The sequence below is a fragment of the Arthrobacter sp. UM1 genome, assembly GCF_020483305.1.
In the GTDB taxonomy this organism is placed as follows: domain Bacteria; phylum Actinomycetota; class Actinomycetes; order Actinomycetales; family Micrococcaceae; genus Falsarthrobacter.
In genome coordinates, this window is sequence record NZ_JACWAB010000003.1 from 234,450 (window position 1) to 259,614 (window position 25,165).

Annotated in this window: 19 protein-coding genes and 2 pseudogenes; 8 read left to right on the forward strand and 13 right to left on the reverse strand. The window is 72.0% G+C overall.

What is annotated here, in order from left to right:
- Positions 1–4: 4 nt before the first annotated feature.
- From H9I38_RS06175 to H9I38_RS06185, 3 genes are all read right to left on the reverse strand, one after another.
- A complete protein-coding gene (locus H9I38_RS06175; RefSeq protein WP_226337949.1) occupies positions 5–1,108 on the reverse strand; it encodes an SseB family protein in 1,104 nt (367 codons plus the stop codon).
- A gap of 138 nt (positions 1,109–1,246) precedes the next feature.
- Positions 1,247–2,581, reverse strand: coding sequence for a 4-aminobutyrate--2-oxoglutarate transaminase (gabT, locus tag H9I38_RS06180; protein WP_226337883.1), 1,335 nt, complete (start codon positions 2,579–2,581; stop codon positions 1,247–1,249).
- Between the two features lie 50 nt (positions 2,582–2,631).
- Positions 2,632–4,059, reverse strand: coding sequence for a gamma-aminobutyraldehyde dehydrogenase (locus H9I38_RS06185; RefSeq protein ID WP_226337884.1), 1,428 nt, complete (start codon positions 4,057–4,059; stop codon positions 2,632–2,634).
- A 119-nt stretch (positions 4,060–4,178) separates the two neighbouring features.
- On the opposite strand from H9I38_RS06185, the gene H9I38_RS06190 reads away from it, so the two are divergent.
- Both H9I38_RS06190 and H9I38_RS06195 read left to right on the forward strand, forming a co-directional pair.
- A complete protein-coding gene (locus H9I38_RS06190; protein WP_226337885.1) occupies positions 4,179–5,702 on the forward strand; it encodes a PucR family transcriptional regulator in 1,524 nt (507 codons plus the stop codon).
- Positions 5,703–5,709: 7 nt separating this feature from the next.
- Positions 5,710–6,363 (forward strand): annotated as a pseudogene (locus tag H9I38_RS06195) (trimeric intracellular cation channel family protein).
- Between the two features lie 111 nt (positions 6,364–6,474).
- On the opposite strand, the gene H9I38_RS06200 reads toward H9I38_RS06195, so the two are convergent.
- Positions 6,475–7,320 carry a class II glutamine amidotransferase gene (locus H9I38_RS06200; protein WP_226337886.1) on the reverse strand — a complete coding sequence of 282 codons (846 nt, stop codon included), beginning with the start codon at positions 7,318–7,320 and terminating at the stop codon, positions 6,475–6,477.
- Positions 7,321–7,495: 175 nt separating this feature from the next.
- Between H9I38_RS06200 and H9I38_RS06205 the strand changes: the two genes are divergently transcribed.
- The gene (locus H9I38_RS06205; protein ID WP_226337887.1) at positions 7,496–7,921 is read left to right on the forward strand and encodes a hypothetical protein; all 426 of its coding nucleotides are present in this window, start codon (positions 7,496–7,498) and stop codon (positions 7,919–7,921) included.
- A complete protein-coding gene (locus H9I38_RS06210) occupies positions 7,921–8,460 on the forward strand; it encodes an HIT family protein (RefSeq protein WP_226337888.1) in 540 nt (179 codons plus the stop codon). The genes H9I38_RS06205 and H9I38_RS06210 overlap by 1 nt, the downstream gene beginning before the upstream one ends.
- An 11-nt stretch (positions 8,461–8,471) precedes the next feature.
- On the opposite strand, the gene H9I38_RS06215 is transcribed toward H9I38_RS06210, so the two are convergent.
- From H9I38_RS06215 to H9I38_RS06225, 3 genes and pseudogenes are all read right to left on the reverse strand, one after another.
- Positions 8,472–9,503 (reverse strand): polyprenyl synthetase family protein, encoded by a 1,032-nt coding sequence (locus H9I38_RS06215; protein WP_226337889.1) that lies wholly within the window; start codon positions 9,501–9,503, stop codon positions 8,472–8,474.
- A 61-nt stretch (positions 9,504–9,564) separates the two neighbouring features.
- Complete coding sequence (locus H9I38_RS06220) at positions 9,565–10,851, reverse strand: geranylgeranyl reductase family protein (protein WP_226337890.1); 1,287 nt, start codon at positions 10,849–10,851, stop codon at positions 9,565–9,567.
- Positions 10,852–11,024: 173 nt separating this feature from the next.
- A pseudogene (locus tag H9I38_RS06225) lies at positions 11,025–11,756 on the reverse strand (demethylmenaquinone methyltransferase); the annotation flags it as partial.
- A gap of 55 nt (positions 11,757–11,811) precedes the next feature.
- Between H9I38_RS06225 and H9I38_RS06230 the strand changes: the two are divergent.
- The 4 genes from H9I38_RS06230 (at position 11,812) to H9I38_RS06245 (ending at position 15,789) form a co-directional block, all read left to right on the forward strand.
- On the forward strand, positions 11,812–13,272 hold the full coding sequence (locus H9I38_RS06230) for an isochorismate synthase MenF (RefSeq protein ID WP_226337892.1): 1,461 nt from the start codon (positions 11,812–11,814) through the stop codon (positions 13,270–13,272).
- An 81-nt stretch (positions 13,273–13,353) separates the two neighbouring features.
- The gene (locus tag H9I38_RS06235) at positions 13,354–14,139 is read left to right on the forward strand and encodes an ABC transporter substrate-binding protein (RefSeq protein WP_226337893.1); all 786 of its coding nucleotides are present in this window, start codon (positions 13,354–13,356) and stop codon (positions 14,137–14,139) included.
- A 75-nt stretch (positions 14,140–14,214) separates the two neighbouring features.
- Complete coding sequence (locus tag H9I38_RS06240; RefSeq protein ID WP_226337894.1) at positions 14,215–15,006, forward strand: amino acid ABC transporter permease; 792 nt, start codon at positions 14,215–14,217, stop codon at positions 15,004–15,006.
- Between the two features lie 9 nt (positions 15,007–15,015).
- Positions 15,016–15,789 (forward strand): amino acid ABC transporter ATP-binding protein, encoded by a 774-nt coding sequence (locus H9I38_RS06245; RefSeq protein WP_226337895.1) that lies wholly within the window; start codon positions 15,016–15,018, stop codon positions 15,787–15,789.
- Positions 15,790–15,839: 50 nt separating this feature from the next.
- On the opposite strand, the gene menD is transcribed toward H9I38_RS06245, so the two are convergent.
- From menD to H9I38_RS06275, 6 genes are all read right to left on the reverse strand, one after another.
- Positions 15,840–17,543 (reverse strand): 2-succinyl-5-enolpyruvyl-6-hydroxy-3-cyclohexene-1-carboxylic-acid synthase, encoded by a 1,704-nt coding sequence (menD, locus tag H9I38_RS06250; protein ID WP_226337945.1) that lies wholly within the window; start codon positions 17,541–17,543, stop codon positions 15,840–15,842.
- A gap of 36 nt (positions 17,544–17,579) precedes the next feature.
- Positions 17,580–19,592, reverse strand: a complete 2,013-nt coding sequence (locus tag H9I38_RS06255; protein WP_226337896.1) for a PhoX family protein — start codon at positions 19,590–19,592, stop codon at positions 17,580–17,582.
- 254 nt (positions 19,593–19,846) lie between these two features.
- Complete coding sequence (locus tag H9I38_RS06260; protein WP_226337897.1) at positions 19,847–21,055, reverse strand: enolase C-terminal domain-like protein; 1,209 nt, start codon at positions 21,053–21,055, stop codon at positions 19,847–19,849.
- A gap of 583 nt (positions 21,056–21,638) precedes the next feature.
- Complete coding sequence (locus tag H9I38_RS06265) at positions 21,639–22,322, reverse strand: hypothetical protein (RefSeq protein ID WP_226337898.1); 684 nt, start codon at positions 22,320–22,322, stop codon at positions 21,639–21,641.
- Positions 22,323–22,566: 244 nt separating this feature from the next.
- Positions 22,567–23,796 carry an MFS transporter gene (locus H9I38_RS06270; protein ID WP_226337899.1) on the reverse strand — a complete coding sequence of 410 codons (1,230 nt, stop codon included), beginning with the start codon at positions 23,794–23,796 and terminating at the stop codon, positions 22,567–22,569.
- The gene (locus H9I38_RS06275; RefSeq protein ID WP_226337900.1) at positions 23,797–24,675 is read right to left on the reverse strand and encodes an MBL fold metallo-hydrolase; all 879 of its coding nucleotides are present in this window, start codon (positions 24,673–24,675) and stop codon (positions 23,797–23,799) included.
- Between the last annotated feature and the right edge of the window lie 490 nt (positions 24,676–25,165).

Genomic DNA, 25,165 nt, shown 5'->3' on the forward strand with positions numbered 1-25,165 from the left:
GCGGTCAGAGAGAGTTCGCCGGGAGATCCAGGCTGGGGCCGGAGGGGTTGACCCGGAGGATCTCCACGCCGAGCTCCCGGATGAGGTCGCGGAGGCTGTCCGCGTCCATCGGCTGCGGGGCGAGCGACGTGCCGAGCGAGTCCGCCTCCGACTCTGACGTGAAGACGGGCAGCACCCGCTCCCCGTGGGGCCCCTCGAGGAGCATGTGCTCGTCCTCGGCAGCGGTCCTGCGCCGGACGACGAGGACCTTGGCGCCCTCCTCCCGCATGGCCTCGAGGCCGCGCTGAGGCGTGGGGCGTTCGGAGACGAGCACGTCCCTCAGCCCCGGGTTGACGAGGCCCTTGAGCGCTTCCGTGAGGTGGTCCCGGGTGAAGTCCTTGGGCGCGTCTTCCTCGGCCGGGTCGATGCGCAGTCCCTGCACCTTCGGCTGGGAGAGGACCCAGGCCATGAGCACCTGGCCCGGGATCTCCGCGACCTGGCCGTTCTTGGTGAGCGCCGCCTCGGCAGCGGACCGGTCCGAGTAGACCGTGAGCATCCGCTCCGAGTTCACGACGGCGGCCTTGATGGTCGGCTTCCCGTCTCCGCCCGGCCCGAGAACCGTGAAGTAGCCGGTTCCGATCATGTGGCGGCTCAGCTCGCGACGGGCGCGGTCCCTCTTGTTCCCCTCTGCGGACTCCCGATAGCGGGCGAGGGCTTCGGCCGGGCCCGCGGACGGGTGCCAGCCGTCCAGGTGGGAGAGGTTCGTCTGCGGCGCGGGGGCCGGCTGCGGTGCACGGCTCGGTTGGGGTGCGGGGCTCGGCCGCGGTGCGCGGCCGGGCTGACCCGCGTCGCGGCGGTCCGCCTGGAAGGCGCGGCGGGCGCGCCGGGGCTCGCTCGGCGACTCCGCCGGGGCGGGAGCGGTCTCCCCGGCAGGCGGAGCGGCGTCCGGCTCCCGAAGCGGCGCGACCGGCTCGGCTGGAGCGGGAGCGGGCCGTGCGTCGTCGGGCGCGGGGACCGCCGGGGCGTCCGGAAGCGCGGGCGACTCGTCAACCGGCGCCTGCGGCGCGTCCGGAGCGGGCTGCTGCTCGTCCTTCTTCCGGCGGCCGAACAGGCGATCGAAAATAGCCATGGAATCTCCCCTGGTGGACTCTCGTCCTCCAACATTTGCACATCTGAACGGACGAGGCGTCCCCGACAGCTGCCAGGGACGCCTCTCTGAGACCCTCTTCACGTGCGGCCGGAGCCCTCAGGCCCGGCGTCAGGAGCGTCAGGCGCTGCGGACGGCGTCCGCCAGGACCCCGAGACCGTCGCGGAGGAGGTCCTCGCCGATGACGAGCGGCGGAAGCAGGCGGATGACGTTGCCGTACGTGCCGCAGGTCAGGATGACCACTCCCTCCTTGAGGCAAGCGGCCGCGATGGACTTGGCCGCCTCCGGGTTCGGCTCCTTGGACCCCGGCTGCACGAGCTCGAGCGCCATCATGGCTCCCCGTCCGCGGAGTTCGCCCACGACGCCCTCGCCGACCAGCGGGCCGAGCACCTCCCGCGCGATCTCCTCGATGCGGCGCGCCTTGCCGTTGAGGTCCTGCTCCTTCATGACGTCCAGCGCCGCAACGGCCGCGGCGCAGGCGACGGGGTTGCCTCCGTAGGTGCCGCCGAGTCCGCCGCCGTGAACGGCGTCGAGAAGCTCGGCGCGGCCCGTGACCGCGGACAGGGGCATGCCGCCGGCGATGCCCTTGGCCATGGTGACGATGTCCGGGACGACGTCCTCATGGTCCACCGCGAACCACTCGCCGGTGCGGCAGAAGCCCGCCTGCACCTCGTCCGCGATGAACACGACGCCCTTGGACCGCGCCCACTCGGAGACCGTGGAGAGGAAGCCCTCTGCCGGGACGATGAACCCGCCCTCGCCCTGCACCGGCTCGATGAGCACGGCGGCGACCTGGTCCGCGCCGATCTGCTTCTCGATCATGGTGATGGCGCGCTGAGCGGCCTCCTTGCCCGTCATCTCCGGGTTCTCCTCCCGGAACGGGTAGCTCATCGGCACCCGGTACACCTCGGAGGCGAACGGGCCGAAGCCGTGCTTGTACGGCATGGCCTTGGCGGTGAGCGCCATCGTGAGGTTCGTGCGGCCGTGGTAGGCGTGGTCGAACACCACGACAGCCTGGCGGCCCGTGGCCGCACGGGCGATCTTGACGGCGTTCTCCACCGCCTCCGCGCCCGAGTTGAAGAGGACGGTCTTCTTCTCGTGGCCGCCCGGCGTCAGCTCGTTGAGCCGCTCGGCGACCTCCACGTACCCCTCGTAGGGGGTCACCATGAAGCAGGTGTGGGTGAAGTGGCCGGCCGCCTCCGCGACGGCGCCGACGACGGCGGGCTCCGAGGCGCCCACGCTCGTCACCGCGATGCCCGAGCCCAGGTCGATGAAGCTGTTGCCGTCGACGTCCAGGATGACGCCGCCGTCCGCGTCCGCGGCGTACACCGGAACGCTGGACGCGACGCCCGCGGCGACAGACCCCTTGCGGCGTTCCGCGAGCGCCGTGGACTTCGGGCCGGGGAAGTCCGCGAGGACCTGGCGCTTCTGTTCGAGCCGGAATTCAGGGGACATGGTCATGGTGCTCCTTTGCGAGTGGGGGTGTCCGGAGTGCGCGAAGCCGGTCAGGCCTCGAGCGAGCTCATGACGTGCTTGACCCGGGTGTACTCCTCGACCGAGTACATGGAGAGGTCCTTGCCGTAGCCGGAGCGCTTGAAGCCGCCGTGCGGCATCTCGGCGACCAGCATGATGTGCGTGTTGATCCAGACCGCGCCGAACTCGAGCCCCTTGCTCATCCGGAGGGCCCGGCCGTGGTCCGAGGTCCAGACCGAGGAGGCGAGGGCGTAGTCCACGCCGTTGGCCAGCTTGAGGGCCTCCTCCTCGGAGGAGAAGGTCTGCACGGTGAGCACCGGGCCGAACGTCTCCTTCTGGACGAGGTCGTCCTCCTGCTTCACGCCGGTGATGACGGTGGGCTCGAAGAAGAAGCCCTGCTCGCCTGCGCGGCGGCCGCCCGTCTCGATCTTCGCGTGGGAGGGAGCGTTCTCCACCGCCTGGCTGACCTGGTTGAAGTGGTTGATGTTGTTGAGCGGGCCGAAGTAGTTCTCCGACTCCTCCTGGCTGCCCGTCTTCAGGCCCTTCGCGGACTCGACGAGGTGGCCGAGGAACTCCTCGTACGCCTTCTCCTCGACGAGGACGCGGGTGACCGCCGTGCAGTCCTGGCCCGCGTTGAAGTACCCGAACTCGGCGAGCTGCTGCGCCGTGTCCTTGAGGTCCGCATCCGCGAAGACGACGGCGGGGGCCTTGCCTCCCAGCTCCAGGTGGGAGCGCTTGAGCGTCTTGGCGGCGGAGCTCGCGACGGCGATGCCCGCTCGGACCGATCCCGTGATGGACACGAGGCCGGGCGTCTTGTGCTCCGTCATGAGCGTGCCCGTGGAGGCGTCTCCCAGGACGACGTTGACGACGCCCTGGGGGAAGATCTCCCCGATGAGCCGTGCCAGGACGAGCGTGGACTCCGGCGTGGTGTCCGAGGGCTTGAGAACCACGGTGTTGCCCGCGGCGAGGGCGGGGCCGAGCTTCCAGACGGCCATGAGGAACGGGTAGTTCCACGGCGTCACCTGGGCGACGACGCCGATGGGCTCCCGGCGGACCCACGAGGTGAAGCCCTCCATGTACTCGCCGGCCGACTTGCCCTCGAGCAGGCGGGCCGCGCCCGCGAAGAAGCGGAACTGGTCTGCGCCGACCATGATCTCCTCCGCGCGGACGACCTCCTTCACCTGGCCGGTGTTGCGGTGCTGCGCCTCCACGAGCTCGTCCGCGTGCTCCTCCACGGCGTCCGCGAGCTTGAGGAGGAGGCTCTGGCGCGTGGAGGGGGTGGCGTCCCTCCACCCGTTGCGGAACGCCTCCTCGGCGGCGCCCATGGCGCGGTTGACGTCCTCCGCGTCCGAGACCGGGGAGACGGCGACGACCTCGCCGGTGACGGGAGAGACGACGTCGATGGTCTGGGTCCCGTGGGCGTCCACGAACTGGCCTGCGATGAAGTTCTGCAAAGTCATACCCTCACTGTAGTGAGCGAGAACACTTTAGGATTGTGCACGAGTACAAAAAGCCAGGCCGATTTTCGTTCCCATGCACGTTCGCTTAGCGTGTCCACCCCTCTCCGTAGATTGACGCCATGAGTGCCACCCTTGCTGATCTCCTCGCCGACTCCGCCCTCCGCCTCCGCCTCGCCGTGCCGGGAAGGCCGGGCGCCCTGGAGCGGACCGTCGCCTTCGCCGCCTCCTCGGAGCTGCCGGACCCGAGCGCCTTCCTCGACGGAGGCGAGCTCGTGCTGACCACGGGCCTGCGGCTCGGCTCGCGAGAGAGCCAGGAGACGTTCGTCCGCTCCGTCGCCGGCGCCGGCGCCGTCGGACTCGGCTTCGGCACGGGCAGCCCCGGCTCGCAGCTCCCCCACGCGGAGATCCCCGAGGCGGTGCTGGCCACAGCAGACGAGATCGGACTCCCCGTCCTCGAAGTGCCGGAGGAGACGCCGTTCGTGGGCGTGGGGAAGCTCGTGAGCCGCCAGACGGCGGAAGCGCACGCGAGCATGCTCTCCCGTCTGCTCGTGGCGCACGCCGAGCTCGCGTCCACGCTCATCGCGGGCGGCCGCGAGCGGGGCCAGCAGGAGATGCTCGCAGCGCTGTCGAGGGTGACACGGGGTCCCATCCAGCTGCACCGGTATGGGAGCACGGTGCTCGAGGTGCCCGCACCGGGAGAGCCGGAAGCGCAGACCGAGCCGGAGGCCGAGCCCGCGTGGCAGAAGCAGGCCATCGCCACAGGCTTCAAGGACCGGGCGGCCCTCTGGACCGTCCTCGGGGAGGGAGCGCCACCCCACGCCGCCGCCGCTGTGGACTACGCCCGCTCTCTGCTCGGAGTGGAACTGGCGAATGACAACCGGGCCCTCGTCCGCGAGCGCCAGGCTGCCGGACAGACGCTGAAGGACGTCATGTCCGGAACGGTCCGGGGCCCGGAGGCGGCGGCGCGCGTGCGAGCCCTGGGCATCGATGAGGGGCCTCACCACTGCCTGGTGGTCACGGTTCCCTCGGGGCAGCGCCGGGCGCTCGCATCGCTTCCGATCGCCGGCGGCCGGGAGGCGTCTCTGCGTGAGCTGGGGGTGGTGCGCACCGCGGTGGTCGAGGACGAGCTGCTCCTCGTGACCCTGGGTGACTCCACCGAGGAGCTCCTGGGCGTGCTGTACCGCGCGGGGCTCACCGCCCGGGTGGGCGTGAGCCGCTCCTACCAGTGGACTGGCCTCACCTGGGCCTGGCATGAGGCGAGAAGCGCGGCGCGCCGCGCAGGCGTGGGCGAGTCCGCGCAGGCGAACCGGGTCTCCATGACCTCGCTGCTCCTCGCGAGCTCGGACTCTCCCACCACGGAGCTCGCCGAGCAGACCGTCCGGGCCCTCGCGGGAGAGCACGGAGACCTGCTGAGGACCCTGCGCTGCTACCTGGACAAGAACGGGGCCGTGCAGGACGTTGCTGCTGAGCTCGGGGTCCACCGGAACTCGGTCCGGTATCGGATCGAGTCCGTCCGCCAGATCACCGGGCATGACGCCACGACCATCGAGGGCGCCGCCCACCTGCACTTGGCGCTGGCGGCCTGGGACCTGGCCCATCCGGAGGCCGCCTTCCGCCGGGACTCCACGGCTGCGGTGGGATGATCTCTCCATGACGATCTCCCTGGCCGCGGACCTCCTCGGCGTGTACTTCTTCGCCGTCTCCGGCTCCCTCATGGCCGCCCGGCGGGAGTTCGACATCATCGGCTCGCTGTTCCTCGCCTCCCTGGCCGGGCTCGGCGGAGGCGTGGTGCGGGACCTCGTCATCGCAGACATCGTCCCCAACGCGTTCGCCAACCCCGTGTACCTCATTCCCGTGGCCCTGGCCGCGCTCAGCGTCTACGCCGCCTCCGCGCAGTTCCTCAAGCAGGCCAACTGGCTGCTCGTGGCGGACGCCGCCGGGCTCGCGCTCTTCTGCGTGACGGGAACGTCCCGGGCGCTCCAGCACGGGATGCATCCCGTGCCGGCCACGCTGCTCGGTGTGACGACGGCGGTGGGCGGCGGCGTGCTGAGGGACATCGTGGCCAACGAGACGCCGAGCCTGTTCGACCGGCATGACATCTAAGCGATCCCGGCGCTCGTCGGCGCCTCGGCCACGTCGGCCCTGTGGTTCACGGGCTTGTACAACACCGGGACCGGCCTTGCCGCGGCGGCTGCGGTCTTCGCCTTCCGGATCACGGCCCACCGCCGCGGATGGCAGGCCCCTCTCTCCGTGCACGCCCGCTCCGCCGCCCAGGCCGTCCGCATGGGCTCGCGAAAACCCTGACGGGGCACCCGGGCGTTCAGGCTGAGCAGAAAACGCAGGCACTCAGGAGGCGCACTTCCCTCAGGAGGCACAGTCCCCTCAGGAGGAGCGGCCGCCGGAGGCAGACCTGTCCTACTGGGGCGTGTCGCCGGATCCCGGCTCGGTCAACTCAAGCCGCCGCCTGGGCTCGCCGCTGACGGCCACAGTCTTGGTGACGGCGAGCTGAGGGTCCACATGAAGCAGCGTGCCCGTGTCGATGAGGCGCCAGCCCGGGTCGTTGTCGAGCCGTTCACTGGCCACCACGACGCTCGGCTTGGACGAGAGCTCCTCGGAGCGCACACGGGAGCCCTCTGACGTGCCGGGAGCCACCGTCCCGCTACCCTGCGCAGCCGTCCGCTCCAGGACCCACAGCTCGTGCGTCTCCGGGTAGCGCAGCGCCCAGAGCTCATCGGGCGTGGTGAGGATGAGGTTCACCGCGAACACGGGAACGTTCTCGGCAAGCCACCGGACCGCTCGGGTCATGGCCTCTCCCACTCCTGCCCCGGCGCGGATCTCGCGGGTCACGAGCGCGAAGATCCGCTCCGAGTCGGTCTGGCCCTTGACGAGGGACATGGCGTCGCCGAGCTCGCGCTCAAGCCGATCCGTCTCCCCCACGGCGCCGTTGTGCGCGCAGAGGCGTCCGTCCATCTCGAAGGGATGGGTGTTCTCCACCGTGTGCGCCGTCCCCGTGGAATACCGCACGTGGGCGAGGAAGGTGGAGCTCTCGCGAGACGCTGCCTCCCGGGCGAAGGCCGCGTCCTCGAACGCGGCCAGCGGCTGCTTCTCCACCCGGGGCGTCCCGTCCTCGCGGAACGTCCCCAGCCCGGTCCCGTCCGGGTTGCGGCGGGACTGGCTCTCAAGGCTGTCACTCGCATCCAACAGCCAGAACTCGGCCTTGACCCTCTCCCGGCCCGACGTCATGCCGAACAGTCTGCACACGGCGGCTCCTCCGATCTCGTCGACGCCTGTCTCCCCGGCGGCTCTCCACCGCCTTCTCCCACAGTGAAGCACCCGGTCCCCTCTCACGGGAGCCGCCGCGGCAGGTTCCGGAGAGTTCACACGCAGGTCACAGGAGGGCCCTCCGGCCTTGTGCGCCGCGGGTAGGATCGGACACGTGCCTGAGTTGTTTGCGGAGAAGTTCAAGTCACTCGTCCCGAAGCACCTCGACGACCGGTGGACGCCGGCCGAGGGCTACACCCCCGAAGAGCTGGACCGGCTCCTCGACGAGGCCGGCGTGTCCGTCCCCTTCGCCCTGAGGGAGTTCTATCTGACCCTCGGCCGCTGCGAAGAGCTCATGGAGGCCTGCCACTACGTGTGGGACCCGGACGAGCTGGACGTGGACGACGAGGGCTTCCTCATGTTCCTCGAGGACGAAGAGGAGAAGTTCACCTGGGGCGTGCGCGCGCAGGACGCCGCCCTGCCGGATCCGATCGTCCACCGCCGCAACAACGCCCGCGGGCAGTGGGTCTCCGAGGACGGGACGGTCTCCGAGTTCATGCTGGACATGCTCGACTGGGCCTTCGAGGACGAGGAAGGCTGATGAGCCCCCGGGAGCAGGGACAGCCGCCTCGCCGCGCCGTGGCCGAGCGCCCCGGACTCTTCCGCTCCCATGCGCCCGACGGCTACAGCTGCCCCTTCTGCGGGCTGCGGGACGGGGACACGAGCGGCCCCCGGAACCTCTGCGAGCCGGGCGACCTCGTCCACCGGGATGCCGACGTGCTCGTGTTCATCGCCTCGCACGGCTTCGAGCCGCACCCCGGGCACCCGATGGTGGTGCCGGCGGAGCACGTCGAGTCCCTCTACACGATGACGGACGCCCACCTCCGCGCCGTCTCCGCGATGGAGCGGGACGTGGCCATCGCGTGCAAGATCGCCTGGGAGTGCGACGGCGTGACGATCCGCCAGAACAACGAGCCCCACGGCTCACAGCACGTCTGGCACTACCACGACCACGTCATCCCCCGGTGGGACGGGGACGGGTTCGGGCGCGGACTCATGAACCGGCCGATCGTGGACCCGGACCGCCGGGCGATGCTGGCGCGAGAGCTCGCCGACGCGCTGAGGCTCGTCCGAGGCTGAGCCAGCGGCTGTCAGACCTCGCGGTCCACCACGGCGAGCGCGAAGCTGCGCAGCGCCTCCTTGACGGTCCCGTCCGGCAGCGGCTCCAGCGTGGCGATGGCGTCCTCCGCCCACTGCCGCGCGATAGCCCACGACTCCTCCGCCACCGGGTGCGCGGCCAGGGCGGACACGGCCTCGGCGAGCGCCTCGTCCGAGGACAGGTCCCCGTCGATGAGCTCGAGCAGGCGGCGGGATGACTCGTCCTGCTTCTCCCGCAGCAACAGGACGGGCAGCGTGGGCACGCCCTCGCGCAGGTCCGTTCCGGGACGCTTTCCGGCCTTCTCCTTGGCGCCGGTGACGTCGATGACGTCGTCGGCCAGCTGGAAGGCAACGCCCACCTTCTCGCCGTACGCGACCATGGTTTCCACGTACTCGCGGGGCGCGCCAGACAGCATCGCGCCGAAGTGCCCGGCCGCGGCGACGAGGGACCCGGTCTTGTCCCGCAGGACGGAGAGGTAGTGCTCCCGGGGGTTCTCCCCCTCGGCGGGCCCCTGCGTCTCGTGGAGCTGGCCGAGGCAGAGCCGCTCGAACGTGTCGGCCTGGACGGCCAGAGCCTCTCCCCCGAGCCCGGAGACGAGGCGGGACGCGCGGGCGAAGATGAGGTCGCCGGTCAGGATGGCCACCGAGTTGCCCCACAGCTCGTGGGCCGTGGGGGCGCCGCGGCGCAGCGGGGCGGAGTCCATGACGTCGTCGTGATAGAGCGTGGCCAGGTGGGTGAGCTCGACGACGACGGCCGCCGTCACCACCTCCCGCCGGCTCGGGTCCCCGAGATGGCTGGCGAGCACGGCGAGCAGCGGGCGGATCCGCTTGCCGCCGGCCTCGACGAGGTGGCGCGCCGTGCGGTCCGCGAACGGATCGGTGCTCGCGACCGACTCGCGCAGCAGCTCCTCGATCTGCTCGAGGCTCTCCGACACCGCCGGCCCCACCTCAGGATCCTCCGAGATCAGCGCGAACCCGGCCGGCAGGGCGATGCCGGTCTTCGTCGTATCAGTCACAGGCTTCACTCTTGCTTTCGCGTTGGTCTGACGGCTTCGAGGTGCGCGTCCACGGGGCCGCGGGCATGTCTTACATAGTAGAGGCGCGAGGCGTGAATCGCTCAATGAGGCGGATCGCGCGGTCCTCGAGCCCGGTGGCGTCCTTCGTGGTCAGGTTGGCCATGAGGCGCACCACGAAGCGCATGAGCTGGGGCACCGGCATGCCCGTGGCGAGCGCGGCGCGCATGACCCGCGGCGAGCCGATGAGCTGTGCGAATACGGAGCCGAGCGTGAAGTGCGAGCCCCACTGCCAGCGCAGGTACTCCGCGTACTGGCCGAGCTGGGCGTCCGCGGCCTCGAGGGCGGCGTGCCCCGTCTTGCCCGCCGCGGCCTCGGAGGCCCGGAGGACGAAGTCGGCGGCGTAGCGCGCGGACTCCATCGCATAGGAGATCCCCTCGCCGTTGAACGGGGACACCATTCCGCCGGCGTCCCCGAGCAGCATGAGGCCCGGCGAGACGTGCGGCGTCCGGTTGAAGCCCATCGGCAGGGCGGCGCCCCGGACCGGGCCCACGCGGTGCTCCTCGTCCAGCGTCCACTCGGCGGGCATCGCCTCGGTCCACTCGCGCAGGACCTGCCGGTAGTCCAGCTTCCCGAACTGCCGCGAAGAGTTGAGGATGCCGAGCCCGACGTTCACGGTCCCGTCTCCCACGCCGAAGATCCAGCCGTAGCCCGGCAGCGGGTTGCCCTGCCGGTCGGGGAGCTCGAGCCAGCCCTCCATCCACTCGTCGTCCGTGCGGGGCGAGGTGTAGTAGGCGCGGTAGGCGACGCCGAGCGGGCGGTCGTCCCGCTTCTCGAGCCCCGCGGCGAGCGCGGTGCGCGTCGAGTTCCCGTCCGCGGCGAGGACGACGTCGGCCTCGAACTCCCGGGTCTCCCCGGTGCGGCGGCCGGACTCGTCCAGGACGGAGGCCGCGAGGCCGGTGACCCGGCCGGAGGCGTCCCGCAGGAGCTCGGACACCGAGTGGCCCTCGAGGATGCGTGCGCCGGCGGCGCGGGCGTGCTCGGCGAGCTGCTCGTCGAACCCGAGGCGCGTGCGCACGAGCCCGTAGTCCGGGAAGTCCGGCGAGGACCACGGCAGCTCGAGCTCCCGGCCCGCGGCGATGAGCTTGAGGCCCTTGGTCCGCCGGTACCCCTGCTCCGGGCCGTGCGGCAGGCCGAGGAGCTGCATCTCCCGGACGGCGCGCGGCGTCAGCCCGTCTCCGCAGACCTTCTCCCGCGGGAAGCGGGTCTTCTCGAGGACGGTCACCTCGGCGCCGCGGCTCGCGAGGTGCCAGGCGGCCGTGGACCCGGCGGGACCTGCTCCTGCGATGAGGACGCGCATCAGTAGGCGGCCCGTGCGGCGCGGCGGCGCAGGCGCTCCTCGCCGGTGGGCTCCGTGGTGCCGGGTGCGAGGCCCTCGGGCCCCAGGCCCGCGGCCCCGGAGGAGGCGGTCCCGGAGGAGGCGGCGCGCGCCGCGCCGCCCGGCGTCGTGCCGGAAGCGCCGTTCGGCCCGCCCGGCTTGACCGCGCGGTGGAGGGCCACGATGCCCCCGGAGAGGTTGCGGTACTCGACTCCCTCGAAGCCGGCCTGCGCGATGACGCGGGACAGCTCCTCCTGGCCCGGCCACACGCGAATGGACTCCGCGAGGTAGACGTAGGCGTCCGGGTTCGGCGTGATGGTCCGCGCCACGGACGGGAGGGCCCGCATGAGGTACTCGAGGTACACGGTGCGGAAGAGGGGGTTGACGGGCCGGGAGAACTCGGCGACGACGAGCCGTCCGCCCGGCTTGAGCACGCGCAGCATCTCCCGCAGAGCGCGGGACGTGTCCTGCACGTTGCGCAGGCCGTAGGAGATGGTCACGACGTCGAACGAGCCGTCCTCGAACGGCAGGTCCATGGCGTCCGCGTAGACGAACTCGATGTCCGGGCGGCGCTCGCGGCCCACCTGGAGCATGCCCTCGGAGATGTCCCCGGCCACGACGTCCACCCCGGCGTCCGCGTAGGGCTCGCTGGAGGTGCCCGTGCCGGCGGCGAGGTCCAGGACCCGCTCCCCCGGCCGTGCGCCGACGGCGGCCACGGTGGCCTTCCGCCAGCCGCGCGTCTGCCCGAGCGCGAGGATGTCGTTGAGGAGGTCGTACCTGGGGGCCACCTTGTCGAACATCTCGGCGACGTCCGAGGGCTCCTTGTCCAGGCCCGCGGAGGTGGCCGTCTTGACGTTGCGGGGTGCTGAGTCCGTGCGGTTGGTCATCACCCCGCCATTGTTCCATCTCCGGGCCCCGGCGGGCGATAAGCTGGCAGTCATCATGACCGCTTCCCCGACCCCTCCATGCCCGCGCCCGAGCACGGCCCAGCCGAGCAGGGATCACCAGAGCACGGAACAGCCGAGCACGGACCAGCCGAGCACGGACCGGGCGCCGCAGCTCCGCGAGGCCCATTTCCGCCTCGACCGCGAGCACGCGGAGCTCCTCGGGATCGGCGCCGGCACGCTCGGCCCGCTGGCGGCCCGCGCCGACGCACTGGCCTGGATCCGCCACGGCCGGGGCTTCGTGGGCTTCGGGGAGACGGCGCGCTTCACGGCCTCGGGCGCGGAGCGCTTCCAGGAGCTCTCCCGGCGCTTCTCGGCCGCCGCCTGCACCCGCACCGCTCCCCTGCCCGCGCCCCTGCCCGGCGTGGGCCTCATGGCCTTCGCCAAGTTCGCGTACTCCAAGCGCTCCGCCGTGCCGAGCGAGCTGATCGTCCCCCGCGTCGTCGTCGCCCACCCCGAGGAGGACTTCGCGCGGTCCGCGGCGGAGGGCACCGGCCCGTGGATCACGGTCATCTCGGACGACGGCGCCGAGGAGCTCACGCTCGAGCTGGCCCTCTCGGAGGCGCAGCGCCTCAGCTCGCGGCAGGAGGAGGACCGCGAGCGCTCGCCGCGGGACGCCGTGCGGCCCGGGGCCCTCACGGAGCGGGAGTGGACTCAGGCCGTGGCGCGCGCGGTCGAGGTGATCGGCCAGCGCGAGGTGACCAAGGTGGTCATGGCCCGGGACGTGGTGGTGGAGACCGAGCACCCCGTCTCCCGCTCGGAGCTCGCCCGCCGCCTCGCACGGGCCTACGACTCCTGCTGGACGTACTCGGTGGACGGCCTCATCGGCGCGACGCCGGAGATGCTCATCCGCCTTCTCGACGGGCAGGCGCAGGCGCGCGTGCTCGCGGGGACGATCGACCGCGGCGAGAACGCCGAGTGGAGCATCGACGACGCGCGCACCGAGCTCCTCGGCTCGGACAAGCAGGTCCACGAGCACCGGCTGGCGATCGACTCGCTCGTCGCGGAGCTCGCGCCCTTCGCGCCGGAGCTCGTCCACGACTCCGAGCCGTTCGTGCTCGAGCTGCCGAACGTCTGGCACCTCGCCTCGGACGTGTCCGTGCGCGTGCACGGGGCCCAGGGCACGCCGGGGATCCTCGACCTCGTGGAGAGCGTGCACCCGACGGCGGCCGTGTGCGGCACGCCGCGGAAAGTGGCCGAGCTGCTCATCCCGGAGCTCGAGCGGATGGAGCGCGGGCACTACGCCGGCCCCGTCGGCTGGGCGGACGCCGCGGGCAACGGCGAGTTCGGCATCGCGCTGCGCGGAACGTGGCTGACCTCGGAGCGCACGGCGCGGGTGTTCGGCGGCTGCGGCGTCGTCGAGGGATCCGTGCCCGAGTCGGAGCTCCTCGAGTCCTGGGCCAAGATGCGCCCGGTCCTCGACGCCTTCGGCCTCGCGCGGCCTGCCGACGCGATCTGAGCCACACGCGGTATCCTTGACCGAAGCCCGCCGCTCCCGGTGTGGCCGTCCCCGACCGCCTCACCAGGCCGGAAGCCACGCATGACCCACAGACGCCGCCTCACCGCCGCTGCCGCCCTCGCCGCCGCGCTCGCGCTGACGGGCTGTCAGTCCACGAACGTCCAGCCGACGCCGGACAACCCCTACGCGCTCCGCGAGAAGGGCCACCTCACGGTCTGCGCGGACATGCCCTACGCCCCGTTCGAGTTCCAGGACGAGCAGCGGCACATCGTCGGGTTCGACATGGACCTCGCGGACGCCATCGCGGAGAGCATGGGCGTCACGAAGGACGTCATCGTCACCCCGTTCGAGCAGATCCAGTCCGCCTCCGCGCTCAACGCCGCGGACTGCGACGTGGCGATCTCCTCCATCACGATGACGGACGCGCGCAAGACGAAGATGGACTTCTCGAAGCCGTACTACGACGACAACCTCGGCCTCATGGTCGCCTCGAAGAGCGGCATCAAGGACCTCGCCTCGGCGAAGGGACGCCGCATCGGCGTGGTGGCCGGCACCACGGGCGCGGACTTCGCCAAGGAGAAGAAGGTCAACGCCACGATCTTCAAGGACACGGGAACGCTCATCCAGGGGCTCAAGTCCGGCCAGGTCGAGGCCGCGATCGGCAACAAGTCCGTTCTCGGCTACACGCGCGGCGGGGACAGCCGCTTCACGTTCGTCGAGGAGTACGACACGGGCGAGCAGCTCGGAGTCGCCGTCAAGAAGGGCAACTCCCGCATGCAGAAGAAGGTGAACGAGGCCCTCCAGGAGTACGTCCGCTCGGGACGCATGGAGCAGGCCAAGAAGAAGTGGTTCGCCGCCGCCGAATGACCCGGGAGCCCGGCCGGGACTCCCGCCGAGACCGCACCGACCTGATCCGACCGACCTGATCTGAAGGGACACCCCATGGCACTGTCCGCCCGCACACGGGCCCGATACTGGCGCTGGGCGCAGTACGCCCTGCTCGCCGTCATCGTGCTCGTCGTCGTCTTCGCGACGGACTGGAAGCAGATCGGAGCCTCGTTCTTCAACTTCCGGGCCGCGAAGACGCTCTTCCCCGACATCATCACGACGGCGCTCGTCAACACGATCCTCTACACGGTCTGCGCTTTCGTGGCCGGCTCCCTCCTCGGCCTGCTCCTCGCGCTCATGAAGATGAGCAGCGTGGCGGTGTGGCGGTGGATCGCCACGGTCTACATCGAGTTCTTCCGCGGCGTGCCCGCGCTGCTCGTGTTCGCCGCCGTCGGCATCGGCGTGCCGCTCGCGTTCCAGGTGCGGTTCGAGCTCGTGGCCTCCGTGACCATCGCGCTCGGCATGGTCTCCGCGGCCTACGTGGCGGAGACGCTGCGCGCCGGGCTCCAGGCGGTGCCGCCGGGGCAGATGGAGGCCGCCCGCTCGCTCGGCATGCCGGCGTGGCGCGCCATGGTGTCCATCATCATCCCGCAGGCCTTCCGGATCGTCCTCCCGCCGCTGACCAACGAGTTCGTCATCCTGACGAAGGACACCTCGCTCGTCTACATCATCGGCATGAGCGCCAGCCAGTTCGAGCTGACCAAGATGGGCCAGGACGGCCTCCAGCAGCCGAACATGGGCCTCACGTCCCTCGTCATCGCGGGCGCCCTCTACCTCGTCATCACGATCCCGCTCGGCTTCCTGGTCCGCCGCCTCGAGGCCCAGGCCGCCAAGACCAAGCGATAGGAGACAGCGATGGAACAGACCCGCACCTCCCGGGCCGAGGGCGTCAGCATCTCCGGCCTCCACAAGCGCTACGGCTCCAACCACGTCCTCAAGGGGATCGACCTGAGCGTGGAGCCCGGACAGGTGGTCTGCCTCATCGGGCCGTCCGGCTCCGGCAAGTCCACGCTCCTGCGCTGCGTCAACCTCCTCGAGGTCCCGAACGAGGGCAGCGTCCACGTGGGCGGCTTCGAGGCGACCGACCCGGACGTGGACCTCGACGCGATGCGCCGCCACGTGGGCATGGTCTTCCAGCACTTCAACCTGTTCCCGCAGCTGACGGTGCTCCAGAACTGCACCGTGGCGCCGGTCAAGGTCCTCAAGAAGTCCAAGGAGGAGGCCGAGGAGACCGCTCGCCTCAACCTCTCCCGCGTGGGCCTCGAGGACCTGGCTGACCGCTACCCCGCCCAGCTCTCCGGCGGCCAGCAGCAGCGCGTGGCGATCGCCCGCGCGCTCAGCATGGAGCCGGGCCTCATGCTCTTCGACGAGCCCACCTCGGCGCTCGACCCGGAGACCGTGGGCGACGTCCTCGCGATCATGCGCCGCCTCGCGTCCGAGGGCATGACCATGCTCGTGGTGACCCACGAGATGGCGTTCGCCCGCGAGGTCGCGGACCGCGTGGTCTTCATGGCCGACGGCGTGGTGGTCGAGGAGGGCCCGGCCGACGAGGTCATCGGGAACCCGCAGCACGAGCGCACCCAGAACTTCCTCTCCCGCGTGCTCAACCCGAGCGGCGTGGAGCTCTAGGAGAAGGGTCCGCGAAGCACCGGGCTCTCCACGGGGCCCGGCGCGGGCCTCTAGGCGAAGAGCTCGCGGACGGCCTCGGCCATCTCCCCAGCGCGTCCCGGCGCCACGCGCACCTCGACGACGCTGAGTCCCTTCGCCTGGCCCTCGAGCGCCTCGAAGAGCTCGTCCGCGCTCTCCACGAGCCGGTGCTCCGCGCCGTAGCCCGCGCAGAGCGAGGCCAGGTCCGCCCGGTGCGGCGTGCCGAAGTAGCGCTCCACGGCGGCCGCGGCCTCCTCCCCTCCGCTGCCGACCCGGCCGTGCTCGAGGAGCCCGAAGATGCGGCCGCCCTCGTCATTGAGGACCACGGCCTGGACGTCCGGCTGCGCCTCGCCGGGCCCGAGCAGCAGGGCCCCAGCGTCGTGGAGGAAGGTGAGGTCTCCGAGCAGCACCCGCGTGGGGATGCCGGAGCCGAGCGCGATGCCCACGGCCGTGGACAGCGTGCCGTCGATGCCCGCGAGGCCGCGGTTCGCGTAGACGTCGATGGGGTGCCAGCCGGGCGAGGCCACGAGGTCCGCGTCCCGCACCGGGTTGGACGCGCCGACGACGAGGTTCCCGTCCGAGGCCTCCCACACCGCGTCCGCCACGTGGAGCCCCGAGAGCGAGTCCTCCTCCTCCGCGAGAAGCGTCTGCAGCGCGGCCTCCGCGTCCGCTCCCGCCTCCTGCCAGGACGCGAGCCAGCCGGCCGGCCCGTAGCCCGCGAACGCGCCGAGCTCGGTCAGGTGCGCGACGACGCGCTCGCTCCGCTTCCCCGGCTCGTGCCAGGGCGCGGGCCGCGGCTGGTAGAGGACCCGTTCCACGTCCCGGCGGCTCATGAGCCGGGCCACCGGCCGGGAGAGCGTGGGCCGGCCGAAGACCGCCACGCGCTCGATCTGCTCCTCGAACTCCGGGAGCAGCGCGCGGTAGGCGGGGATGGCGTTGGGGCCGAAGCGGGCGTTCGAGCTCGGCTCGGCGAGCAGAGGCAGGCCGTGGCGCCGGGCGAAGAACGCGGCCGCCTCCCCCGCGCCGTGGCCCGCGAGGACCACGGTCCGCCGCTCGGCGTGTTCCCCGGGCTCGGTCTCGACGTCGACGAGGGGGTCGGCCGTCACCGCGTCCGCCGTCGTCGTCTCCTCCGGGGCGCGGGAAGCGGGGGTCTCTCCGGCGGAGTCCGGGGCGCCCGCCGAGGGCGACCACCCCTCCTCCGGCACGAGGGGGTCCCGGAAGCAGACGTTGACCTGGACCGGGCCGGCCGGCAGGGAGGGGGTGCCGGCGCCGAGGCCGACGGCGGTGCGGAGGTCGGAGAGGACGGTGTCCCGGTCCTCGGGCTCGGCGGGGATCTCCGCGCTCGCGCGGACGTGCCGCGGGAAGAGGCCGTCCTGGCGGGTGGTCTGGTTGGCGCCCGTGCCGCGCAGCTCCTCGGGGCGGTCCGCGGAGAGGACGATGAGGCGCACCCCCGCGTGGGAGGCCTCCATGACGGCGGGAAGGAGCTCGCCGACGGCGGTGCCCGACGTCGTGATGACCGGCACCGGACGGTGCGTGGCCAGGCTCAGGCCGAGGGCCGTGAACCCGGCCACGCGCTCGTCCGTGCGGATGTGCACGCGGACGCGGCGGCGGTGCTCGAGCTCCGCGAGCGCGTACGCGAACGGGGCGCTGCGGGAGCCGGGAGCGAGGACGGCGTCGCGCACGCCCAGGTCGATGAGATCGGCGAGGAGGGTCCGTGCAGTGTCGAGGGCATTCATCGCAACCACACTGTCAGCCTACTGGCCGAGCGGCCGCTAGCGGCCGGCTTTGCGCATGACCTGGACCACCGAGGGGCGCGGGCAGGGGCCGCCCGCGTACGGGAAGGCGGACTCCTGCTTCTCCCACGTGCCGTCCTCGCCCGGGTGCTGGACGGAGACCATCGCGTAGCCCTCGTCCGAGTGGACGATCGGCCCGCACGTCTCGGCCTGGTTCGGCACGGCGAGGAACTGCGTCACGTGCCCGCGCTCCCGGCCGCTCAGCGGAACCCGGAAGAGGCCGTCCGCGTACCCGATGCCGTCCGGCGCGCCGTCCGTGGCGATCCAGAGGTTGCCCGCCTGGTCGAACGTCACGTTGTCCGGGCAGGAGATCGGCGAGACCTTGTCCGCCGGGTAGCCGGAGAAGTAGGTGACGTCGCCCTGCTTCGGGTCGCCGGCCACGAGGAGGAGGTCCCAGGAGAACGTCCTCGAGGTCTGGTCCCCGCGGTCCTCGGCGATCTCGACGATGTGGCCGTCGCGGTTCGCCGTCCGCGGGTTGGCCTCGTCCGCCTGGGTGCGGTTGGAGTTGTTGGTGCACGCCACGTAGACGCGGCCCGTGGCGAGGTGCGGCTCGACGTCCTCGCAGCGGTCCATCTTCGTGGGGCCCACGAGGTCCGCGGCGAGGCGGGTGAAGACGGCCACCTGGTCCACGCGCATGCCCGGGACCATGGACTTTCCGTCCTTGATGAGCGGCAGCCACTCGCCGCGGCCGTCGAACTTCCCGTCCGAGGGGACCTTGCCCGTGCCGTCGATCTCGGACGCCGGCGAGTTGCCGGTGAACTTGGCCACGTAGAGGTCGCCCTCGTCGAGGAGGGTCATGTTGTGGGCGCGGTCCCCCTCGCGGTACGTCTTCTTCGAGACGAACTTGTAGAGGTAGTCGAACTTCTCGTCGTCGCCGGAGTAGGCCACGACCTTTCCGTTCGCCGCGACGATGACGTTGGCGCCCTCGTGCTTGAAGCGGCCGAGCGCCGAGCGCTTCTTGGGCGTGGAGGACGGATCGAACGGATCCACCTCGACGACCCAGCCGAAGCGGTGGGCCTCGTTCTCGTAGCCGGGGTTCTTGGCGCTGAAGCGCGGATCGTCCTGCTCCCAGCCCTGGGCCGTGGGCTTCGAGGAGATGCCGTAGCGCTTGTCCTCCTTCGTGTCCCGGCCCACGAAGTAGCCGTGGAAGTTCTCCTCGCCGGAGAGCATGGTGCCCCAGGGCGTGACGCCGCCGGAGCAGTTGGCGAACGTGCCGAGGATGCGCGTGCCGCTCGGGTCCGCCTTGGTCTTGACGAGGTCGCTGCCCGCGGCCGGGCCGGTCAGCTGGAACTCAGTGCTGAGGAGGAAGCGGCGGTTCCGCGGGGCGCCCTTGACGTAGCGCCACGGGCCGTTCTTGTTGTCCCGCTCGAGCTCGACGACGGTGAGCCCGTGCGCGTTCCGGGAGACGGCCCGCTGCTCGGCCTTGTCCATCGATGGCGGGAACATGATGGCCGGGTTCGTGTACTCGTGGTTGACGAACATGAGGCCGCGGCGGCCGTTGCGGTGGGCCGGGTCCACGATGACCTGCGTGTAGTCGTTGTTGTAGCCGAACTGGCGGGCCTGCGACTCCGCGGTCTGCTTGTTCGGGTCGAACGCCGGGGAGTCGTTGAAGAGCGGATCGCCCCAGCGGATGATCGGGTGCCAGTCGTAGCCGTCCGGCACCGTCATGGCGTCCACGTTCGCCGGCACCGGCGCGATCGGCGTGAACTTCAGCTTGCCGTCCCCCGTGAACGGGCGCTTCGGGGCGGCGGGAATCGCGGCGGAGGCGTCCGCGGTGTCGAGCGTGACGGCCGCGGCGAAGGCCGCGGCTGCGCCCGCGCCGAGGGCGGCGCGGCGGGAGACCTCGGAGGCGACGACGTCCGGGAAGTACGAGTTCGAGCTCGTGTTGCAGACCGGGCCCGCGCACTGGCTGTCGCACTTGAGCGCGCAGGTGACCGCGGAGCGCTTGCCGCGGGTGTGGCCGAGCATGGGCAGGAAGCGAGGGGTGCTCATGGAATCCTCCGTCGGAGCGGACCGCAGCGGGTCCTCGAGTGGTGCAGCTCCCAACAGACCACTCACAGGAGACACACAGCTGAGGGGTCTGTGAACCCAGGGTGAACGGCGGGTCAACTGTGGCGGAGGGGGCGGAGACGGGGCGGGCGGGTCGGGCCCCCTGGCCCCGCACCCCCGGTTTCGGCCTTGCCGCGTGGCTGTCCTTGCCGCGTGGGCCTCCCGGCCTGCCCTCGCCGTGCAGCCCCGGCTTCGGCCTACCCCTCCCGCTCGGCCCGCTCCGCGAGCACGGCGTGGCACGCCCGGATGCGCTCCTCCCACGCCTGGCGGCGGTCCGGAGCAGCTTCGAGCCGGGCGACGCTCTCCTCACTCACCTCCACGGGACCGGGCCGCAGCTCGAGCCCCCGCTCCCCTCCGGCGCGCAGGGGACGGACGGCGACGTCGTCGTCCGCGAGCGAAAGCGTCCCCAGCCCGCAGGCGTAGTCGAGGCGCGGCAGGGCCGCGGCGAGGGCCACCCCCGCGCTGAGGCCCACGGACGTGTCCAGAGCACTGGAGACGACGGCGGGCAGGCCGGACTCCTCGATGACCGCGAGCGCCCGTCGGGCTCCCCCGAGCGGCGCGTACTTCACGACGATGAGGTCCGCCGCCTCCTCCCGGGCCACCCGCAGGGGGTCCTCGGCCTTGCGGATGGACTCGTCCGCGGCGACGGGCACCGGGACCTCGCGCTCGGCGAGGACGAGGCGGACGCGCCTCAGGCCGTCGACGCTCGCGACAGGCTGCTCGGCGTACTGCAGGCCGAAGTCGCTGAGGCGGGTGAGGGCCTCGACGGCGCGGTCGACGGGCTCGGGGGCGGGGCCGCCGGGGCGGCCGGCGATGGGGCCGTCGGGCCGGCCTGGAGCGGGGGCGCCGGGCCGGCCTCCCGGGCGAGGCGTCTCCCCTGCCGCCGGCGAGAACCGGCCGGGCTCGCCCCACCCCATGTTGGCGTCCACCCGGATCATGGCCTCCGGGACGAGGCGGCGGACTTCGGCGACGCGGGCGACGTCGTCGTCCACCGACTGGCCCCGCTCCGCGACCTTGACCTTGACGGTGAGCCCGGCGCCCCCGGCGGCGAGAGCGCGCTCGCCGTAGCGGAGGAGAACGGCCTCGACGCGGCTCGGGTCCACGGCGGGGACGGTGGCGTTGACGGGGACGCTCTCGCGGCGCGGCGCGGGAAGGCCGGTGTATGCGGCCTCGCAGGCGGCGGCGAGCCAAGCGGCGGCCTCCTCGGGGCCGTACTCGAGGAACGGCGAGAACTCGCCCCAGCCGGCGGGGCCCTGGATGAGCGCCGCCTCGCGCTCGGTCACGCCGCGGAAGCGCACCGCGAGGGGGATGCGGACGACGACGAGCCGGTCCAGGAGGTCGCCCAGCTCGGGAAGGGGGGCCTGGAGGGGGCGGGACTGCTGGCGGGGGCGGCGGGGCTCAGGCATGCGTCCACTCTAGGCCGGGCCGGTGTTGGGCGGAGGCGGTGCCGGCCGGGGCGGTCGAAGATGGGCCGGCCGAGGACGAGGCCGCATGGGTTCACACCCGTTTTCGTCACCGCACCCGTTTCCGCCGCGGGCGACGGCCCGTTCACACCCGTTTTCGCCACCACACCCCTTTTCCGGCGAATACACCCGGAAACGACGCCGATTCTGAACAGAAACGGGTGTGAACCGCCGGCGTGAACAGAAACGGGTGTGAACGGGACCAAAGGGACTGCCGTCCTGCCAGGCGCGACCTGGAACGGGCCTGGACGCTCGCGGTCAGTCGCAGGCCCCAAGGCACGGCAGGCGGTAGAGCGCCGACCACCGGGCCGCAGCGCGTCCTCACGTAATTCAGCTTCAGCCGCACCCGCTTCTGCCGGGAGCGGCGGCCCTTTCACACCCGTTTTCGCCACCACACCCCTTTTCCGGCGAATACACCCGGAAACGACGCCGATTCTGAGCAGAAACGGGTGCGAACGACAGGAAGATGGCAGACGACGGGCGGGGGCGGTGGCAGCCCGGGGATGCGCGCGGTGCCGGCGCGGCCTCAGCCTTCGAGCGGGTAGCCGGCCGCGAGGGCCACGGCCCGGGCGCGGTCTTGGGCCGAGCCGAGCCGGGAATGCCGCTCGGGGAAGACGCCCTCGAGGGCGGTGAGCACGTCCGCGACGAGGCCCGGCCGGACGTGGAGCTCGTCGGTGAAGGGGTCGGCCTCGTACGCCGCGTAGACCTCGCCGAGGACCGCGATCGCGGTGAACGCCTCCGCGAGGTTCTCGAAGACGGGGACGGGCTCCTCCTCGCGGTCCTCCCAGCCGAGGTCGCCGTCGGGCAGGAGGACGGCGGACGTGCGGGAGTCGAAGATCCAGGGGACGTCCCCGTGGAGAGCGACGGCGAACCACTCGTCGTCCCAGTCCACCAGCCGGGCCCCGGTGCGGCGGTTCCACCGGAATCCGGCCTGCGCGCCCCAGAGGGAGTCGAGGGCGAAGGTGAGGATCGGGTCGCCGAGGGAGTCGATCCACATGTTCTCCGGCCCCACCGTCCGGTAGAACGCCGCGAGCTCGGAGGGAAGCGCGGGCTCGCCCTGCCACTCCTCGGGCCGCTGGCGGCTCATGAGGCCGAACCGGGACAGGCGGGCGGCCAGGGGAGATTCGGGCTGGAGCCCGGAGCGGGACTCGTCGACGAGGGGTGCAGCGGAATGGGTCTGGGCGGTCTCGGAGGTCTGCTGCTGGGTCACGGTGCCACGTCCGTTCCGGTCGGGATTCGGCGGGTGCGCTGCGCGGCGGGGGCCCACGCACGCCTCGAGCGTAGCCGTGCGCTGTGGCCGCGAGGCGGCAGCGGCGTGAACCCTGGTCGACGAGCCGGTGACCGTCAGCGCCCGCCGGAGATGAGGACGGCACCGCCCACGCCTGCACCCGCCGGAGAAGAGGACGACGACGCCCAGGCCTGCGCCCGCCACAGCGGAGGACGACGGCGCCCCGTCAGCGCGCCTCGAGCGGCGGCACCGGCCCGGGCCTGCGCGGCATGAAGGAGACGAGCACCGCCGCGCCCGCCGCCGCGACGAGGGCCGTCCACCACAGCCCCGCCGCCAGCGAGAGCAGGTCCGTCACGAGCGCGAACGCGGCCGGCCCGAGCAGCGCCCCTCCCTCCTGGAGGAAGCGCCACAGGCCGAGGAACTGCTGCCGCCCCGGCTCGATGCTCACGTCCGCCGCGATGGTCATCGCGATTCCCGAGCCCAGCCCGTTGCTCAGCCCGAGCGCCACCGCCGCGGCGGTCAGCGCAGGCAGCGCTGCGGTGAGCGTCATCGCGCCGAGCGAGAGGGCCATCCCGCCCAGGCACCCGAGGGCCATGAGCCAGCGTCCCTTGAGGTCCATGAGCCGCCCCGCCGGGTAGAACAGCAGCATGTCCGCGGCGCTCGAGAGCCCGACGACGACGGCCGCCCCCTGCGCGTCCATCCCGATGTGCGAGGCCCAGAGCGGCACCACGGAGTACTTGGTCTGGCGGACGGCGGCGAGCAGGACCATGCCCGCGCCGATGGTGAGCAGGGTCCTCCTCCGCTGCGCCCAGACGTCGCGGATGCGGACGGACGCGGCGGCCGGCGTCGTCGTCTCCTGGACGGTCTGCCCGTAGCGGCGGGCGAGGCGCTCCTCGTCCGGCACCGTGGCGCTGAGGACGGCCGCGAGCGCCGCGAGCCCCGCGGTGAGGAGGAAGGCGCCGCGGAGGGTGGTGAACTCCATGAAGAGGGCCATGAGGAACGGGCCCGTGAACATGCCCACGCGCGCCACGCCGCCGAGGGTGGAGAGGGCGCGGGCGCGCATGGTCGGCGGGGCCACGAGCGTGAGAAAGGACTGCCTCGCGATGCTGAAGACGCTGTTGCCGAGCCCCGCCGCGAAGAGCCCCACGCAGAGGGCCCAGAGGCTCGTGGTCAGCCCCGTGACGGACATGCCCGCCGCGGCGAGCAGGCCCGAGCCCACGAGCGCCGCCCGCTCCCCGAAGCGCGCGATGACGAGCGACGCCGGGATGGTCATGACGAGCGAGCCCACGCTGTAGAGGGTCATGGCCATCGCGGCCACGCCGAGGCTGGCGCCGGCGTCCCGGGCGGCGAGCGCCACGAGCGGCAGCATTCCGCCGGTGGCCGTGGAGAAGAGGACGGTGGGCCCGTAGGCGGAGAGGGCGATCGAGCGGAGGGTGAACTCTCGGGAGTCCGTCATCTAGCCGCGCCCGGCGGCGTCCGGCTGCCGGCGGTAGCCCTCGAGCCAGGTCCACTCGGCCAGCTCGCGCAGGCGCGTCAGGAGGGCCCGCGACTGGGTGGGGCCGTACGGGAGGATCGGGACGGCCTTGGTCAGGTCCGTGGAGGCCTCGTTCATGGCGGTGCGGGTGACGCGGACGGCCTGGCGCATCGTGGCGCGCTCCACCTTGACGGCGTCCATGCGCATCGGGCGGCCGTGGCCGGGGATGACGGTCTCGTAGAGGTCCTCGAGCGCGGTGATCTTGCCGAGGGTGCGGATCCACTCGTCCGGGTGGGAGTCGGCGAAGTGGGGGTCGCCGCTCTCCTCGACGAGGTCCCCCGCGAAGAGGACGCTGCCGCAGCCCACGAGGAGATCGTGGTCCGTGTGCCCGCGGCCGAGGAAGAAGAGGGAGGCCGTGACGCCTCCGAGGTCCAGCTCCGTGGGCTTCACCGTGCCGGCGTCCGAGACGGGCACGAGGCGGTTGGGCACGAGCACCTCCGCGTCCGGGCTCCCCTCGGCCGCCGAGGGGTCGACGGCGACGGCGGCCTTGCGCTCCCCCGCGTCCTCCCGCTCCAGTGCGGCGGCGATCCCGGGGTGGGCCCAGAACTCCTCGACCCCGAGGGCCTTGAGGCGGGCGTTGCCGAACGTGTGGTCGAAGTGCGCGTGGGTGTTGACGACGACGATCGGCAGCTCGGTCACCTCCCGCGCCTCATCCCAGATGCGCTGCGCGGACTCGGGGCCCGCACCGGAGTCGACGAGGAGCGCGCGCTCGCTGCCGACGACGAGGCCGACGTTGAGGTGCAGGCGCGCGTCCCGGGCGACGAAGACGTTCTCAGAGACGGTCTCGAAAGGTGTCAGCATGGGGCCCCCGGAGTGGATCAGTGGTTCCCTCCAGGGTACGCCGGGGCCGGGCGGAGCGGGTGTCCGGGCAGACAAAAGGCCCACCCAGCTCGTCCCCCGACGCTGTGGGTGGGCCTTGGATCCCTGCTCCTCATCCCCCGATCAAGAGCTGCCGAAATAGGCTGGATCCGGCTGTCTGCGGGACAATCCGGGCGTCATCCCCTGGCCGCCCTTGTGTCTTCACTGGATTTGTTCAACCGCCTGACAACGTATCCATCGTATCAGGAGAATCTGAGAAGTGAAACCTGTGGTCAGACCACCTTCATCGAGTTTCGGATCCCTTATTTTGCGGGGTTTCCTGGACCTCATCTCCGGTTCGCGACGACGCCGCCCCCGCGGCCCGCCCACGCCCCGCGGCCCGATTCGGGACCCGACCGGGGCGGATTCCACGCCCGACCGAGACGGCTTCCGTGCCCTGCCAGGTCGGATTCCGTGCCCGGCCGGGCCGAAA